Consider the following 14,110-nt stretch of genomic DNA (forward strand, 5'->3'; position numbering starts at 1 on the left):
CTAGGCTTCGCACGCTTCTGACGCTGGATTGACCAGCTTTTCGAGAGAGGCACGATCCAATAATTTTGTGTCGAGTTTTATGTAGATGGCCGCCTCTTCAGCAACCACCACTGCATCTGTCACGCCTGCTACGGACATCAAACGATCTGCCAGGCCTGCTTCACGCTGCGCCTGCGGCGACAACGGCAGACGTAGGCTGGTCACGTAAGGCGGTTCGCGCATGGTCACTGCGAAGGTGAGCCAGACGGCGGCCATGGCTGCACCACCAAGGAACACCACATCGAGCCCACCATGCTGGAACAACCAGCCGCCCAGTATCCCACCTGCGGCTGATCCAAGAAACTGGCTGGTGGAATAAACTCCCATCGCCGTGCCTTTTCCGCCAGCCGGTGAAACCTTGCTGATCAGCGACGGCAAGGACGCTTCCAGCAGGTTGAACGCCGTGAAGAATACCACTGTCCCGATGACCAGTGCCCGCAACGTGTCCCCGTAGGCCCAGAAGAATAGCTCAGCCAGCATCAAAACTGTGACGGCGCCCAGCAGAACACGCTTCATTTGACGTTTCTTCTCGCCATAGATGATGAACGGGATCATCGCGAAGAAGGAAACCAGCAAGGCGGTCAGGTAGACCCACCAGTGCTCTTCCTTGGGCAAACCGGCTTTTTCGACCAGCGCCAGCGGCAAGGCTACAAAACTGGACATGAGCATGGCGTGCAACACGAAGATACCCAAATCCAGGCGCAGCAGGTCTGGATGACGCAAGGTAGCCCCCAACGCCTGTTTGGCAACGCCGGATTCGCGGTGCATCAACGGGCCATTGGCCTTGGGCACCACAAACGCGACGATGAGAATACCCAGCAAGGCCATGCCGCCGGTGGCCAGGAACAACCCTGAAAGACCGAATACGCCGGTGATCACGGGGCCGACCACCATCGCGATAGCGAACGACAGACCGATGGTCATGCCGATCATGGCCATGGCCTTGGTGCGGTGCTGCTCGCGGGTCAGGTCAGACAGCAAGGCCATGACCGCAGCGGAAATCGCGCCAGCGCCCTGCAGGATGCGCCCGCCAATGATCCCCCAGATCGAATCGGCGTTTGCTGCCACCACGCTGCCGATCGCAAAAACGATCAGGCCGAGATAAATGACCGGTCGCCGTCCGATACGGTCGGAAATGATCCCGAACGGAATCTGCAACACAGCCTGAGTGAGGCCGTAAGCGCCAATCGCCAGACCGATCAGTGCAGGACTCGCGCCCGCCAGGTCCATGCCGTAGGTTGCCAGAACCGGCAAAACCATGAACATGCCAAGCATGCGGAACGCGAACACCAGGGCCAGACCGCCTGCTGCGCGGGTCTCGCCGCTACTCATACGCTCGCTGTGGGTATCGTGCATGGAATAACCTCGTGTGAACCGGCGGCGATTCTACCAGTCCCATCGTTGTACAGCACATACGCGACGCTTTGCCGCGTAATGGCTCGGAGCCTTATACTCCGTCGTTTATGCCCGCCAAGCGAGGCCGCAGTGGACAAGATCTTGATACGTGGGGCACGAACCCACAACCTTAAAAATATTGACCTGACACTTCCCCGCGACAAACTGATCGTCATCACCGGGCTCTCCGGCTCAGGCAAGTCTTCGCTGGCTTTCGATACGCTGTACGCCGAAGGGCAACGCCGTTATGTCGAATCGCTGTCTGCCTATGCCCGACAGTTTCTGTCGATGATGGAAAAGCCGGACGTCGACACGATCGAAGGTTTGTCGCCAGCGATTTCCATCGAGCAGAAATCGACGTCGCACAACCCGCGTTCGACCGTGGGGACGATCACCGAGATTTACGACTACCTGCGCCTTTTGTATGCACGAGTCGGACAACCGCGCTGCCCGGACCACGATATCCCGCTGGAGGCCCAGACTGTCAGCCAGATGGTTGATCTGGTGCTGACTCAGCCTGAGGGCAGCAAGCTTATGCTGCTTGCGCCGGTTATCCGCGAGCGCAAGGGCGAGCACCTGTCGGTTTTTGAAGAGCTGCGCGCACAAGGCTTTGTCCGCGCGCGGGTCAACGGCAAGCTGTGTGAGCTGGATGAGTTGCCGAAGCTGGACAAGCAGAAGAAGCACTCGATTGATGTGGTCGTGGATCGTTTCAAGGTCCGCGCCGATCTGCAACAGCGTCTGGCGGAATCCTTTGAAACCGCGTTGAAGCTGGCCGACGGCATCGCGTTGGTCGCACCAATGGACGATGAGCCAGGCGAAGAAGTGATTTTCTCTGCCCGCTTCGCCTGCCCGATCTGTGGCCATGCGATCAGCGAGCTGGAGCCGAAGCTGTTCTCCTTCAACAACCCGGCTGGCGCATGCCCGACCTGCGACGGCCTGGGCGTGAAGCAGTTCTTTGATATCAAGCGACTGGTGAATGCCGAGCTGACGCTTGCCGAAGGCGCGATACGCGGCTGGGACAGGCGTAACGTTTATTACTTCCAGATGCTTGGGTCGCTCTCCAAGCACTATGGCTTCAGTCTGGAGGTGCCGTTCAAGGAAATTCCTGCCGACATGCAGAAGATTCTGCTCAACGGCAGTGGCTCGCAGAGTGTCGACTTCCGCTATCTGAATGACCGCGGCGATATCGTCAAGCGTGCACACCCGTTCGAAGGCATTGTGCCGAATCTGGAACGCCGCTATCGGGAAACCGAATCGGCGACCGTACGCGAAGAGCTGGCCAAATTCCTCGGCACGCAGCCGTGCCCTGATTGCCGAGGCACTCGTCTGCGTCGTGAAGCGCGCCATGTGTGGGTAGGCGAAAAGACCTTGCCTGCGGTAACCAATTTGCCGATTGGCGATGCCACGCATTATTTCGAAGCGCTCAAATTGACCGGAAGGCGCGGTGAAATCGCAGACAAAATCCTCAAGGAAATCCGTGAGCGTCTGCAGTTTCTGGTCAATGTCGGCCTGGACTATCTGACCCTGGATCGCAGCGCGGACACGTTGTCCGGCGGCGAAGCCCAGCGGATTCGTCTGGCCAGCCAGATCGGTGCGGGTCTGGTCGGGGTGATGTACATCCTCGACGAGCCGTCCATTGGCCTGCACCAGCGCGATAACGATCGTTTGCTGGGCACGCTCAAACACCTGCGCGACATCGGCAACACCGTGATTGTGGTGGAGCACGATGAGGATGCGATTCGCCTGGCCGACTATGTAGTCGATATTGGCCCGGGGGCAGGCGTGCATGGTGGTCACATCGTTGCCGAAGGTACGCCGGACGAGGTGATGTCGCACCCTGACTCGCTGACCGGCAAATACCTGTCGGGGCGCGTGAAGATTGCTGTACCCGCCAAGCGCACCCCGCGTAATAAAAAGCTGTCGCTGACGCTCAAGGGCGCGCGCGGCAACAATCTGCAGAACGTCAATCTCGAGATTCCGATTGGCCTGCTGACTTGCGTGACGGGCGTTTCCGGGTCGGGTAAGTCGACGCTGATCAACAACACGCTGTTCCCGTTGAGCGCCACCGCGCTGAACGGCGCGACGACGCTTGAGGCTGCCACGCACGACAGCATCAATGGCCTGCAGCATCTGGACAAGGTCGTGGACATCGACCAGAGCCCTATCGGTCGTACGCCGCGCTCCAACCCGGCAACGTACACCGGGCTGTTCACGCCGATTCGCGAACTGTTTGCCGGTGTACCTGAATCACGCTCACGGGGCTACGGCCCTGGACGGTTCTCGTTCAACGTCAAAGGCGGTCGCTGCGAGGCATGCCAGGGCGACGGGCTGATCAAGGTCGAGATGCACTTTCTGCCGGACATCTACGTGCCCTGCGATGTGTGCAAGAGCAAGCGTTACAACCGTGAGACGCTCGAGATCAAGTACAAGGGCAAAAGTGTCCATGAAGTGCTGGAAATGACCATCGAGGAAGCTCGCGAGTTCTTCGATGCCGTACCTGCACTGGCGCGCAAGCTGCAAACCCTGATGGATGTAGGGCTTTCCTATATCAAGCTGGGGCAATCGGCGACGACTTTGTCAGGCGGTGAGGCACAGCGGGTCAAGCTGTCGCGTGAGTTGTCCAAGCGCGACACCGGCAAGACGCTGTACATCCTCGACGAACCGACTACGGGCCTGCATTTTGCGGATATTCAGCAGCTGCTGGATGTGTTGCATCGCCTGCGCGACCACGGCAATACGGTGGTGGTGATCGAGCACAATCTGGATGTCATCAAGACCGCCGACTGGCTGGTGGACCTCGGTCCGGAAGGCGGTTCAAGAGGTGGACAGATCATCGCGACCGGCACACCCGAACAGGTCGCCGAAATGGAACAGTCCTACACCGGGCATTATCTGAAGCCTTTGTTGACTCGGGACAAAGCCTGACGAGAGTGATGAAAACGGGTTCGGCATGAGTCGAACCCGGATACAAAAAAGCTCCTGTCACGCAAGTGCAGGAGCTTTTTTGTGAGCGACTGAATCAGAACTGCGATTGCAGGTAGTTCTGAAGACCAATGGACTTGATCAGACCCATCTGCTGTTCAAGCCAATAGGTGTGGTCTTCCTCCGTGTCAGCCAGCTGCACGCGCAGGATTTCACGGGTCACGTAGTCACTGTGCAGCTCACAGAGCTCGATGCCTTTGCATAGTGCAGCGCGAACCTTGTATTCCAGACGCAGATCGCTGGCGAGCATCTCAGGTACCGTGGTGCCGACGTCGAGATCATCCGGGCGCATGCGCGGTGTACCTTCGAGCATCAGGATACGGCGCATCAGCGCATCGGCATGTTGCGCCTCTTCTTCCATCTCATGATTGATACGTTCGTAGAGCTTGGAAAAGCCCCAGTCTTCGTACATGCGTGAGTGAACGAAATACTGGTCACGAGCAGCCAGTTCGCCCGTGAGCAACGTGTTGAGGTAATCGATTACTTCCGGGTGGCCTTGCATCGCACCAGACTCCTGCTTCAAAGCCGATAGTTTGAACCAAGCGCCGCGCGAGGTCACTCAGAAAAACGCAATAAACCGACGAAAAGTGGCGAAATTACGCCGTTAAGAAGCGAAAAACCGCCCAAATGAGGGCGGTTCTGTTTCTCACTTCGACTCAGCCCGACTTTGCACCCAAAGCGCTGGCTATGCCCTCTCCATACGCTGCGTCAGCCTTGTAGAAATGCTGCAACTGGCGCTGCACGATATCACTGGAAACGCCCTGCATTGCGCCCGCAATGTTGTTGATCAGCAGCGCTTTTTGATCAGTGCTCATCAGGTTGAACAGTTTGCCCGCCTGACTGTAATAATCGCTGTCAACACGGTGATCGTGACGATTCGCCGTGCCGCTCAAAGCCAACGCAGGCTCTGCGTAGCGCGGATCTTCTTTCGGTGCATCCGAATAGCTGTTTGGCTCATAGTTCGGGGCCGCACCACCATTGCTGCCGAAGGCCATCGAGCCGTCACGCTGGTAGCTGTAAACAGGGTTTCTTGGCGCATTGATCGGCAATTGCTGGTGATTGGTACCTACGCGGTAGCGATGTGCGTCAGCGTATGCGAATACGCGTCCCTGCAGCATGCGGTCCGGCGACAGGCCAACGCCCGGCACCATATTGCTCGGGCCGAACGCAGCCTGCTCAACCTCGGCAAAGTAATTGAGCGGGTTACGGTTCAGTTCCAGTTCGCCTACTTCAATGAGCGGATACTCTTTCTGCGACCAGGTCTTGGTTACATCGAACGGGTTTTCGTGGTGACCGGCAGCCTGAGCTTCGCTCATCAGCTGAATGCACACCTGCCACCTGGGGAAATCACCTTTTTCGATGGCGGTGAACAGATCACGCTGAGCATAATCGGGATCGGTGCCAGCAATACGTGCAGCATCGGCCGGTGTCAGGTTCTTGATACCTTGCCGGGTCTTGTAGTGCCACTTCACCCAATGACGCTCACCTGCAGCGCTGATCAGGCTGTAGGTGTGGCTGCCAAAACCGTGCATATGGCGATAGCCATCAGGAATGCCACGATCCGAGAACAAAATAGTGATCTGGTGCAGCGCCTCTGGCGAATGCGACCAGAAATCCCACATCATCTGAGGGCTTTTCAGATTGGTTTGCGGAAGGCGCTTCTGGGTATGGATAAAGTCCGGAAACTTCAACGGGTCACGGATGAAAAACACCGGAGTGTTGTTACCCACAATGTCCCAGTTACCTTCCTCAGTGTAAAACTTGATCGCAAAGCCGCGTGGGTCACGTTCGGTATCAGCCGAGCCGCGCTCGCCCCCTACAGTGGAGAAGCGCAGGAAAACGGACGTCTGCTTACCAACTGTGTCAAACAGCTTGGCACTGGTGTATTGGCTGATGTCGCGGGTGACGGTGAACGTACCATGAGCACCCGATCCCTTGGCGTGCACGCGACGCTCCGGGATGTTCTCACGATTGAAATGGGCAAGCTTTTCGATCAGATGGAAATCATCGAGCAGCAGAGGACCACGCGGGCCTGCGGAACGCGAGTTCTGGTTGTCGGCGACTGGAGCACCGCTGGCAGTCGTAAGGGTCTTGGGGCTCATGAAAATCTTCCTCTGGCATCTATAGCCGGCTAATGGGCTCGGAAGGAAGTATTGTTGAAAGCTATTGCAGCGTCGAATTCATTAAATCATGACTATCGATAGGATTTTTAAATCCTGGATAACAAAAAACCGGGCACTAGGCCCGGTCTTCTGTTCAAACTGATGTCTTATTCAGCAGCTTCTACAGAGCCACCGACAGGACGATCAACCAACTCGACGTACGCCATTGGCGCGTTGTCGCCAGCGCGGAAACCGCACTTGAGGATACGCAGATAGCCGCCCTGACGGGTTGCATAGCGCTTGCCCAGATCGTTGAACAGCTTGCCGACGATTTCTTTCGAACGAGTACGGTCGAAAGCCAGACGACGGTTAGCAACGCTGTCTTCCTTGGCCAGGGTGATCAGCGGCTCGGCAACGCGACGCAGTTCCTTGGCTTTCGGCAGGGTAGTTTTGATCAGCTCGTGCTCGAACAGCGACACCGCCATGTTTTGAAACATGGCTTTGCGGTGAGAGCTGGTACGGCTCAGGTGACGTCCACTTTTACGATGACGCATGGTTCATTCCTTACCAAACTCGCGTTCGGTGATTACGACGATCAGGCCGTAGCCTTGTCGTCCTTCTTAAGACTTGCCGGCGGCCAGTTGTCGAGGCGCATGCCGAGGGAGAGACCACGAGAAGCCAGAACGTCCTTGATCTCGGTCAAGGATTTCTTGCCCAGGTTCGGAGTCTTCAACAGCTCTACTTCGGTGCGCTGAATCAGATCGCCGATGTAATAGATGTTCTCCGCCTTAAGGCAGTTGGCCGAACGCACGGTCAGTTCCAAATCGTCAACCGGACGAAGCAGGATCGGATCGATCTCGTCTTCCTGTTCGATTACCACTGGTTCGCTGTCGCCTTTGAGGTCCACGAACGCAGCCAACTGCTGTTGCAGAATGGTTGCAGCGCGACGGATAGCCTCTTCAGGGTCCAGAGTACCGTTGGTTTCCAGATCAATAACCAGCTTGTCCAGGTTAGTACGCTGCTCGACACGGGCGTTTTCCACCACGTATGCGATACGGCGAACCGGGCTGAACGAAGAGTCAAGCTGCAAGCGACCAATGCTGCGGCTTTCGTCTTCATCGCTTTGACGCGAGTCTGCCGGCTCATAACCACGACCACGAGCTACGGTGAGCTTCATGTTCAAGACGCCGTTAGACGCCAGGTTAGCGATTACGTGATCGGGGTTAACGATCTCGACATCATGATCCAGCTGAATATCGGCAGCGGTAACCACCCCCGAACCCTTCTTCGACAAGGTCAGCGTAACTTCGTCTCGACCGTGCAGCTTGATAGCCAGACCTTTAAGGTTCAACAGGATTTCAATGACGTCTTCCTGTACACCTTCGATGGCGCTGTACTCATGGAGTACACCGTCAATCTCGGCCTCGACTACTGCACAGCCGGGCATGGAGGACAACAAAATGCGGCGAAGCGCGTTGCCCAGGGTATGGCCGAAACCACGCTCGAGAGGCTCGAGAGTGATTTTGGCGCGGGTTGGACTGACAACCTGCACATCAATGTGGCGGGGTGTCAGGAACTCATTTACCGAAATCTGCATGGATGCACCTATTTTCTAGCCCTTACTTGGAGTAGAGCTCGACAATCAGGCTTTCGTTGATGTCGGCGGATAGATCACTGCGAGCTGGAACGTTCTTGAAAACGCCCGATTTCTTCTCAGTGTCTACTTCTACCCATTCTACGCGGCCACGTTGGGCACACAGATCGAGAGCCTGGACAATACGCAGCTGATTCTTAGCTTTTTCGCGGATAGCAACAACGTCGCCAGCACGAACCTGATAAGAAGGAACGTTAACGGTTTTGCCGTTTACGCTGACCGACTTGTGCGAAACCAATTGACGGGATTCGGCACGCGTCGAGCCGAAGCCCATGCGGTATACAACGTTGTCCAGACGGCATTCGAGCAGTTGCAGCAGGTTCTCGCCTGTTGCACCTTTCTTGCCGGCGGCTTCTTTGTAGTAGCCGCTGAACTGACGCTCGAGAACGCCGTAGATACGACGGACTTTTTGCTTTTCACGCAGCTGAGTACCGTAATCGGACTGGCGACCGCGGCGTTGGCCGTGGATACCTGGAGCTGCTTCGATGTTGCACTTGGATTCGATAGCGCGAACGCCGCTCTTCAGAAAGAGATCGGTGCCTTCACGACGAGCAAGTTTGCATTTTGGACCAATGTAACGAGCCATTTCTTACAGTCTCCTGGATTACACGCGGCGCTTCTTCGGCGGACGGCACCCGTTGTGCGGGATTGGCGTCACGTCGGTGATGCTGGCGATCTTATAGCCACAGCCGTTCAATGCACGGACAGCGGATTCACGACCTGGGCCTGGACCCTTGACATTGACGTCGAGGTTCTTCAGACCGTACTCCAGCGCAGCTTGACCAGCACGTTCAGCAGCTACTTGAGCAGCGAACGGGGTGGACTTGCGCGAACCACGGAAACCCGAACCGCCGGAGGTAGCCCAAGAAAGAGCGTTACCTTGACGATCGGTAATGGTGACGATTGTGTTGTTAAACGACGCGTGGATGTGGGCGATGCCATCAACCACTGTCTTTTTAACTTTTTTACGAGGACGAGCAGCAGGTTTTGCCATGACTAAATTCCTGTCGTTGCGCTGGTGCGATTACTTGCGGATCGGCTTACGCGGACCTTTGCGAGTACGCGCGTTGGTCTTGGTACGCTGACCGCGTACTGGAAGACCCCGACGATGACGCAGACCGCGGTAGCAGCCCAGGTCCATCAAGCGCTTGATTTTCATGTTGATTTCGCGACGCAGGTCACCTTCAGTGGTGAACTTCGCCACTTCGCCACGCAGCTGTTCAATCTGCTCGTCGCTCAGATCTTTGATTTTCACCGCCGGGTTTACACCGGTGGTTGCACAAATTTTCTGTGCAGTGGTGCGACCAACACCATAGATGTAGGTCAGCGAGATAACAGTATGCTTGTTATCTGGAATGTTAACGCCTGCAATACGGGCCATTCAGTGGGACTCCAATTGACAGCTACCTACGCCCCGGAAGCCAAGAAATAGGGCGCGAGATAATATCGCTGTAGTAACAAATAATCAACCCAGCAGCGCACTAGCTGCTGGGCTTAAGCACAAATCACAATCAGCCTTGGCGCTGCTTATGACGTGGTTCCGCGCTGCAAATTACTCGAACCACACCTTCGCGGCGAATAATCTTGCAGTTACGGCACAGCTTTTTCACCGATGCACGAACTTTCATCACCAACTCCTCGAACCTTAGGGGTGCTTCAGCGCAGCATACCGCCGCTGCCACCGTAGCCCTTCAGGTTGGCTTTCTTCATCAGGGATTCATACTGGTGCGAAACGAGGTGAGATTGCACTTGCGACATAAAGTCCATCACAACCACGACCACGATCAGCAACGAGGTCCCGCCAAGGTAGAACGGAACGTTTGCCGCAACCACCAGAAACTGGGGAAGCAGGCACACGGCCGTCATATATAGAGCACCGAACATGGTCAAGCGAGTCAGAACGCCATCAATATAGCGCGCCGACTGCTCACCTGGACGAATACCCGGAATAAAGGCACCGGACTTCTTCAGGTTTTCCGCTACGTCTTTCGGATTGAACATCAACGCCGTATAGAAGAAGCAGAAGAAAATAATCCCTGCACTAAACAGCAGAATATTCAACGGCTGACCAGGAGCGATCGACTGCGAGATGTCCTGCAACCAGCCCAGACCTTCAGACTGACCGAACCAGGACCCCAACGAAGCCGGGAACAGCAAAATGCTGCTCGCGAAGATGGCCGGAATGACGCCGGCCATGTTCACTTTCAGCGGCAGGTGGCTTGTCTGCGCAGCGAAGACCTTGCGGCCCTGCTGACGCTTGGCGTAGTGAACAGCGATTCGACGCTGACCACGCTCAATGAACACCACAAAACCGATGATCGCTACTGCCAGCAAACCGATAGCAACCAGAGCGAAGATATTGATATCACCCTGACGTGCAGACTCGAAAGACTGCCCTATTGCTCTCGGAAGACCAGCTACGATACCTGCGAAAATCAGCATCGAGATACCGTTGCCGACACCGCGCTCGGTAATCTGCTCACCCAGCCACATCATGAACATCGCACCTGCCACGAAGGTAGTTACGGCCACAAAGTGGAAACCCAGGTCGCCAGAAAACGCGACGCCCTGACTCGCCAGACCAACGGACATGCCGATAGCTTGGACAAGAGCCAGGACAACGGTGCCATAGCGGGTGTACTGGCTTATCTTGCGACGGCCAGCTTCACCTTCCTTCTTCAACTGCTCCAGTTGCGGACTGACGGCAGTCATCAACTGCATGATGATCGATGCCGATATGTACGGCATGATCCCCAATGCAAAGATGCTCATCCGCTCCAGTGCGCCACCGGAAAACATGTTGAACAAGCTAAGAATGGTCCCCTCATTCTGTCGAAACAGTTCTGCGAGTCGGTCCGGGTTGATACCTGGAACCGGGATGTGTGCGCCTATTCGGTAGACGATAATCGCCAGGAACAGAAAACGCAGACGAGCCCAGAGTTCAGACATACCGCCTTTGCCGAGCGCTGAGAGAGCACCTTGCTTAGCCATTTATTCCTCGAACTTGCCGCCAGCTGCTTCGATAGCCGCACGCGCACCTTTGGTGGCGGCGATACCCTTGATAGTGACAGCGCGAGTAACTTCGCCCGACAGCATGATTTTCACACGCTGAACGTTCTGGTTAATCACGTTGGCATCTTTCAGGGACTGCACAGTTACGATGTCGCCTTCCACTTTAGCCAGCTCGGACAAACGCACTTCTGCGCGATCCATGGCTTTCAGAGAAACGAAACCGAATTTTGGCAGGCGACGATGCAGCGGCTGTTGGCCGCCCTCAAAGCCCGGAGCGATTGTGCCACCGGAGCGGGAGCTTTGACCTTTGTGGCCACGGCCACCGGTCTTGCCCAAACCACTACCGATACCACGGCCCGGACGATGCTTTTCGCGACGGGAACCCGGCGCTGGACTCAGATCATTGAGTTTCATCGATTAACCCTCGACTCGCAGCATGTAGTAAGCCTTGTTGATCATCCCGCGATTTTCGGGAGTATCCAGCACTTCTACAGTGTGACCGATGCGACGCAGACCCAAACCCTTAACGCACAGTCTGTGGTTAGGGATGCGGCCGGTCATGCTTTTGATCAGCGTTACTTTAACGGTAGCCATGATCAGATGATCTCCTCAACACGCTTGCCACGTTTGGCAGCGATCGACTCAGGAGACTGCATGCCCTTCAAACCCTTGAAAGTGGCGTGAACCACGTTTACAGGGTTAGTCGAACCGTAGCACTTGGCCAATACGTTCTGGACACCAGCAACTTCCAGCACTGCGCGCATTGCGCCGCCAGCGATGATACCGGTACCTTCAGAAGCAGGCTGCATGTACACCTTGGAGGCGCCATGAGCAGACTTCATCGCGTACTGCAGGGTCGTGCCGTTCAGATCAACCTGAATCATGTTGCGACGAGCAGCTTCCATCGCCTTCTGGATTGCAGCAGGCACTTCACGTGACTTGCCACGGCCGAAGCCAACGCGCCCTTTACCATCACCCACTACGGTCAACGCAGTGAAAGTGAAGATACGGCCGCCTTTTACGGTTTTGGCCACGCGGTTAACTTGAACCAGCTTCTCGATGTAGCCTTCGTCGCGTTTTTGGTCGTGATTTGACATAACTTAGAACTCCAGCCCGCCTTCACGAGCAGCATCAGCCAGCGCTTTGACACGGCCGTGGTACTTGAAGCCAGAACGGTCGAAAGCGACTTGCGATACACCCGCGGCTTTCGCGCGCTCGGCGACCAGCTTGCCAACCTTAGTGGCCGCGTCGATGTTGCCAGTGGCGCCATCACGCAGTTCTTTGTCCAAAGTCGAGGCGCTTGCCAGGACTTTGCTGCCGTCGGCCGAAATGACCTGGGCATAAATGTGCTGCGAAGAGCGGTGCACGCAGAGACGCACGACTTCCAGCTCGTGCATTTTCAGGCGTGCTTTGCGAGCGCGACGCAGTCGGGTAACTTTTTTGACGGTCATTTGCTATGCCCTACTTCTTCTTGGCTTCTTTACGGCGGACGACTTCGTCCGCGTAACGCACACCTTTGCCTTTGTAAGGCTCAGGACGGCGGAAGTCGCGGATCTCAGCGGCCACTTGACCAACCAACTGCTTATCGATACCGCGAATCAGGATATCGGTCTGGCTGGGGGTCTCAGCGGTGATGCCATTCGGCAATTCGTAGTCCACCGGGTGCGAGAAGCCAAGTGCAAGGTTCAGGACCGTGCCTTTTGCTTGCGCCTTGTAACCAACACCGACCAGCTGGAGCTTGCGCTCAAAGCCTTGGCTTACGCCCTGGACCATGTTGTTAACCAGTGCACGAGTGGTGCCTGCCATTGCGCGGGTTTGTTGATCGCCATTGCGAGCAGCGAAACGCAGCTCACCAGCTTCTTCAACAATCTCAACGGACGAATGGATGTTCAGTTCCAGAGTGCCCTTGGCACCCTTCACCGAAAGCTGCTGACCGACGAGTTTGACTTCGACGCCGGATGGCAACTTAACGGGGTTCTTAGCTACGCGTGACATGCTTATCCCCCCTTAGAACACAGTGCAAAGCACTTCGCCACCGACACCGGCAGCGCGCGCAGCACGATCCGTCATCACACCTTTACTGGTGGAGACGATAGACACACCAAGACCGCCACGAACTTTCGGCAGATCATCGGAGGACTTGTACTGACGCAAGCCTGGGCGGCTGACGCGCTTAACCTCTTCAATGACCGGACGGCCTTCGAAGTACTTAAGCTCGATGGACAGCGAGGATTTAACTTCGCTGCTGATCTGATAACCCGCAATGTAGCCTTCGTCCTTCAGGACTTTAGCTACAGCAACCTTCAACGTGGAAGATGGCATGCTTACGACGGGCTTTTCAGCCATCTGGGCATTACGGATACGAGTTAGCATGTCCGCTAACGGGTCCTGCATACTCATGGGCTAGACGCTCCTAAAACAAAATAATTAGCCTTGCGGCTACAGCTTGATCGCCGAGAACTTCCGGGCACGTAAAAACACGGGCTCAGGCGAGCCGGCAATTCTAGTCTTACCCCAGAAATGAATCAAGCCCCAAAAGGGGCTTGATTCAAATTCAGGCTTCATCCCGACCGATGACTTGCGCAATCGATCAGGACGAAACGAGAGGTGCGCCTTACCAACTGGCTTTGACCAGACCCGGTACGTCGCCACGCATAGCTGCTTCACGCAGCTTGTTACGGCCAAGGCCGAACTTGCGATAGACGCCGTGTGGACGACCAGTGATGCGGCAACGGTTACGCATGCGCGCAGCGCTTGCGTCACGTGGTTGCTTCTGCAGGGCTACGGTAGCTTCCCAACGCGCTTCTGGACTTGCGTTCAGATCAACGATGACAGCTTTCAGCTCTGCACGCTTCTTGGCGTACTTGGCAACGGTGAGCTGACGCTTCAGCTCACGGTTCTTCATGCTCTTCTTGGCCATTTTCCT

Annotated in this window: 18 protein-coding genes; 1 reads left to right on the forward strand and 17 read right to left on the reverse strand. The window is 56.0% G+C overall.

Features of this window, described 5'->3' with window-relative positions; all coding sequences use genetic code 11:
* Positions 1 to 1,395, reverse strand: a complete 1,395-nt coding sequence (locus MME58_RS23065) for an MFS transporter (RefSeq protein ID WP_054987273.1) — start codon at positions 1,393 to 1,395, stop codon at positions 1 to 3.
* A 129-nt stretch (positions 1,396 to 1,524) separates the two neighbouring features.
* Between MME58_RS23065 and uvrA the strand changes: the two genes are divergently transcribed.
* Positions 1,525 to 4,359 (forward strand): excinuclease ABC subunit UvrA, encoded by a 2,835-nt coding sequence (gene uvrA, locus MME58_RS23070; RefSeq protein ID WP_055004805.1) that lies wholly within the window; start codon positions 1,525 to 1,527, stop codon positions 4,357 to 4,359.
* 94 nt (positions 4,360 to 4,453) lie between these two features.
* Here uvrA and bfr read toward each other — a convergent pair whose 3' ends face one another.
* The 16 genes from bfr to rpsN form a co-directional block, all read right to left on the reverse strand.
* A complete protein-coding gene (gene bfr / locus MME58_RS23075) occupies positions 4,454 to 4,918 on the reverse strand; it encodes a bacterioferritin (protein ID WP_003317095.1) in 465 nt (154 codons plus the stop codon).
* A gap of 154 nt (positions 4,919 to 5,072) precedes the next feature.
* A complete protein-coding gene (locus MME58_RS23080) occupies positions 5,073 to 6,518 on the reverse strand; it encodes a catalase (RefSeq protein ID WP_055004806.1) in 1,446 nt (481 codons plus the stop codon).
* Between the two features lie 167 nt (positions 6,519 to 6,685).
* Positions 6,686 to 7,072, reverse strand: coding sequence for a 50S ribosomal protein L17 (gene rplQ / locus MME58_RS23085; protein ID WP_002555463.1), 387 nt, complete (start codon positions 7,070 to 7,072; stop codon positions 6,686 to 6,688).
* Positions 7,073 to 7,113: 41 nt separating this feature from the next.
* A complete protein-coding gene (locus MME58_RS23090; RefSeq protein ID WP_002555464.1) occupies positions 7,114 to 8,115 on the reverse strand; it encodes a DNA-directed RNA polymerase subunit alpha in 1,002 nt (333 codons plus the stop codon).
* Between the two features lie 22 nt (positions 8,116 to 8,137).
* The gene (gene rpsD, locus MME58_RS23095; protein WP_002555465.1) at positions 8,138 to 8,758 is read right to left on the reverse strand and encodes a 30S ribosomal protein S4; all 621 of its coding nucleotides are present in this window, start codon (positions 8,756 to 8,758) and stop codon (positions 8,138 to 8,140) included.
* Positions 8,759 to 8,776: 18 nt separating this feature from the next.
* Positions 8,777 to 9,166, reverse strand: coding sequence for a 30S ribosomal protein S11 (gene rpsK, locus MME58_RS23100; protein WP_002555466.1), 390 nt, complete (start codon positions 9,164 to 9,166; stop codon positions 8,777 to 8,779).
* 30 nt (positions 9,167 to 9,196) lie between these two features.
* Entirely contained in the window at positions 9,197 to 9,553 is a 357-nt protein-coding gene (gene rpsM, locus MME58_RS23105; RefSeq protein WP_002555467.1) for a 30S ribosomal protein S13, read from the reverse strand.
* Positions 9,554 to 9,683: 130 nt separating this feature from the next.
* Complete coding sequence (gene rpmJ / locus MME58_RS23110) at positions 9,684 to 9,800, reverse strand: 50S ribosomal protein L36 (protein WP_002555468.1); 117 nt, start codon at positions 9,798 to 9,800, stop codon at positions 9,684 to 9,686.
* 28 nt (positions 9,801 to 9,828) lie between these two features.
* A complete protein-coding gene (gene secY, locus MME58_RS23115; protein WP_002555469.1) occupies positions 9,829 to 11,163 on the reverse strand; it encodes a preprotein translocase subunit SecY in 1,335 nt (444 codons plus the stop codon).
* Positions 11,164 to 11,598, reverse strand: a complete 435-nt coding sequence (gene rplO, locus MME58_RS23120) for a 50S ribosomal protein L15 (RefSeq protein ID WP_002555470.1) — start codon at positions 11,596 to 11,598, stop codon at positions 11,164 to 11,166.
* A gap of 3 nt (positions 11,599 to 11,601) precedes the next feature.
* On the reverse strand, positions 11,602 to 11,778 hold the full coding sequence (rpmD, locus tag MME58_RS23125) for a 50S ribosomal protein L30 (protein ID WP_010438202.1): 177 nt from the start codon (positions 11,776 to 11,778) through the stop codon (positions 11,602 to 11,604).
* A gap of 2 nt (positions 11,779 to 11,780) precedes the next feature.
* Positions 11,781 to 12,281: a 30S ribosomal protein S5 gene (gene rpsE, locus MME58_RS23130; protein ID WP_003317099.1), complete on the reverse strand. Its 501-nt coding sequence runs from the start codon at positions 12,279 to 12,281 to the stop codon at positions 11,781 to 11,783.
* A 3-nt stretch (positions 12,282 to 12,284) separates the two neighbouring features.
* Positions 12,285 to 12,635, reverse strand: a complete 351-nt coding sequence (rplR, locus tag MME58_RS23135; RefSeq protein WP_002555473.1) for a 50S ribosomal protein L18 — start codon at positions 12,633 to 12,635, stop codon at positions 12,285 to 12,287.
* 10 nt (positions 12,636 to 12,645) lie between these two features.
* A complete protein-coding gene (gene rplF / locus MME58_RS23140) occupies positions 12,646 to 13,179 on the reverse strand; it encodes a 50S ribosomal protein L6 (protein WP_003369019.1) in 534 nt (177 codons plus the stop codon).
* A 12-nt stretch (positions 13,180 to 13,191) separates the two neighbouring features.
* A complete protein-coding gene (gene rpsH, locus MME58_RS23145; RefSeq protein WP_002555475.1) occupies positions 13,192 to 13,584 on the reverse strand; it encodes a 30S ribosomal protein S8 in 393 nt (130 codons plus the stop codon).
* Positions 13,585 to 13,798: 214 nt separating this feature from the next.
* Positions 13,799 to 14,104: a 30S ribosomal protein S14 gene (gene rpsN, locus MME58_RS23150; protein WP_054987269.1), complete on the reverse strand. Its 306-nt coding sequence runs from the start codon at positions 14,102 to 14,104 to the stop codon at positions 13,799 to 13,801.
* Positions 14,105 to 14,110: the final 6 nt, after the last annotated feature.

The sequence above is a fragment of the Pseudomonas syringae pv. tagetis genome (assembly GCF_022557255.1).
GTDB lineage: Bacteria > Pseudomonadota > Gammaproteobacteria > Pseudomonadales > Pseudomonadaceae > Aquipseudomonas > Aquipseudomonas caricapapayae.

Bases quoted from the DNA above. Each gene is read 5' to 3' on its own strand.
- bfr (WP_003317095.1), bottom strand. From the start codon at position 4,918: ATGCAAGGCCACCCGGAAGTAATCGATTACCTCAACACGTTGCTCACG.
- secY (WP_002555469.1), bottom strand. From the start codon at position 11,163: ATGGCTAAGCAAGGTGCTCTCTCAGCGCTCGGCAAAGGCGGTATGTCT.
- rpsE (WP_003317099.1), bottom strand. From the start codon at position 12,281: ATGTCAAATCACGACCAAAAACGCGACGAAGGCTACATCGAGAAGCTG.
- MME58_RS23065 (WP_054987273.1), bottom strand. From the start codon at position 1,395: ATGCACGATACCCACAGCGAGCGTATGAGTAGCGGCGAGACCCGCGCA.
- rpsM (WP_002555467.1), bottom strand. From the start codon at position 9,553: ATGGCCCGTATTGCAGGCGTTAACATTCCAGATAACAAGCATACTGTT.
- rplR (WP_002555473.1), bottom strand. From the start codon at position 12,635: ATGACCGTCAAAAAAGTTACCCGACTGCGTCGCGCTCGCAAAGCACGC.
- rpsD (WP_002555465.1), bottom strand. From the start codon at position 8,758: ATGGCTCGTTACATTGGTCCAAAATGCAAACTTGCTCGTCGTGAAGGC.
- MME58_RS23080 (WP_055004806.1), bottom strand. From the start codon at position 6,518: ATGAGCCCCAAGACCCTTACGACTGCCAGCGGTGCTCCAGTCGCCGAC.
- MME58_RS23090 (WP_002555464.1), bottom strand. From the start codon at position 8,115: ATGCAGATTTCGGTAAATGAGTTCCTGACACCCCGCCACATTGATGTG.
- rpsK (WP_002555466.1), bottom strand. From the start codon at position 9,166: ATGGCAAAACCTGCTGCTCGTCCTCGTAAAAAAGTTAAAAAGACAGTG.
- rpsN (WP_054987269.1), bottom strand. From the start codon at position 14,104: ATGGCCAAGAAGAGCATGAAGAACCGTGAGCTGAAGCGTCAGCTCACC.
- rpmJ (WP_002555468.1), bottom strand. From the start codon at position 9,800: ATGAAAGTTCGTGCATCGGTGAAAAAGCTGTGCCGTAACTGCAAGATT.
- rplO (WP_002555470.1), bottom strand. From the start codon at position 11,598: ATGAAACTCAATGATCTGAGTCCAGCGCCGGGTTCCCGTCGCGAAAAG.
- rplQ (WP_002555463.1), bottom strand. From the start codon at position 7,072: ATGCGTCATCGTAAAAGTGGACGTCACCTGAGCCGTACCAGCTCTCAC.
- rpmD (WP_010438202.1), bottom strand. From the start codon at position 11,778: ATGGCTACCGTTAAAGTAACGCTGATCAAAAGCATGACCGGCCGCATC.
- rplF (WP_003369019.1), bottom strand. From the start codon at position 13,179: ATGTCACGCGTAGCTAAGAACCCCGTTAAGTTGCCATCCGGCGTCGAA.
- rpsH (WP_002555475.1), bottom strand. From the start codon at position 13,584: ATGAGTATGCAGGACCCGTTAGCGGACATGCTAACTCGTATCCGTAAT.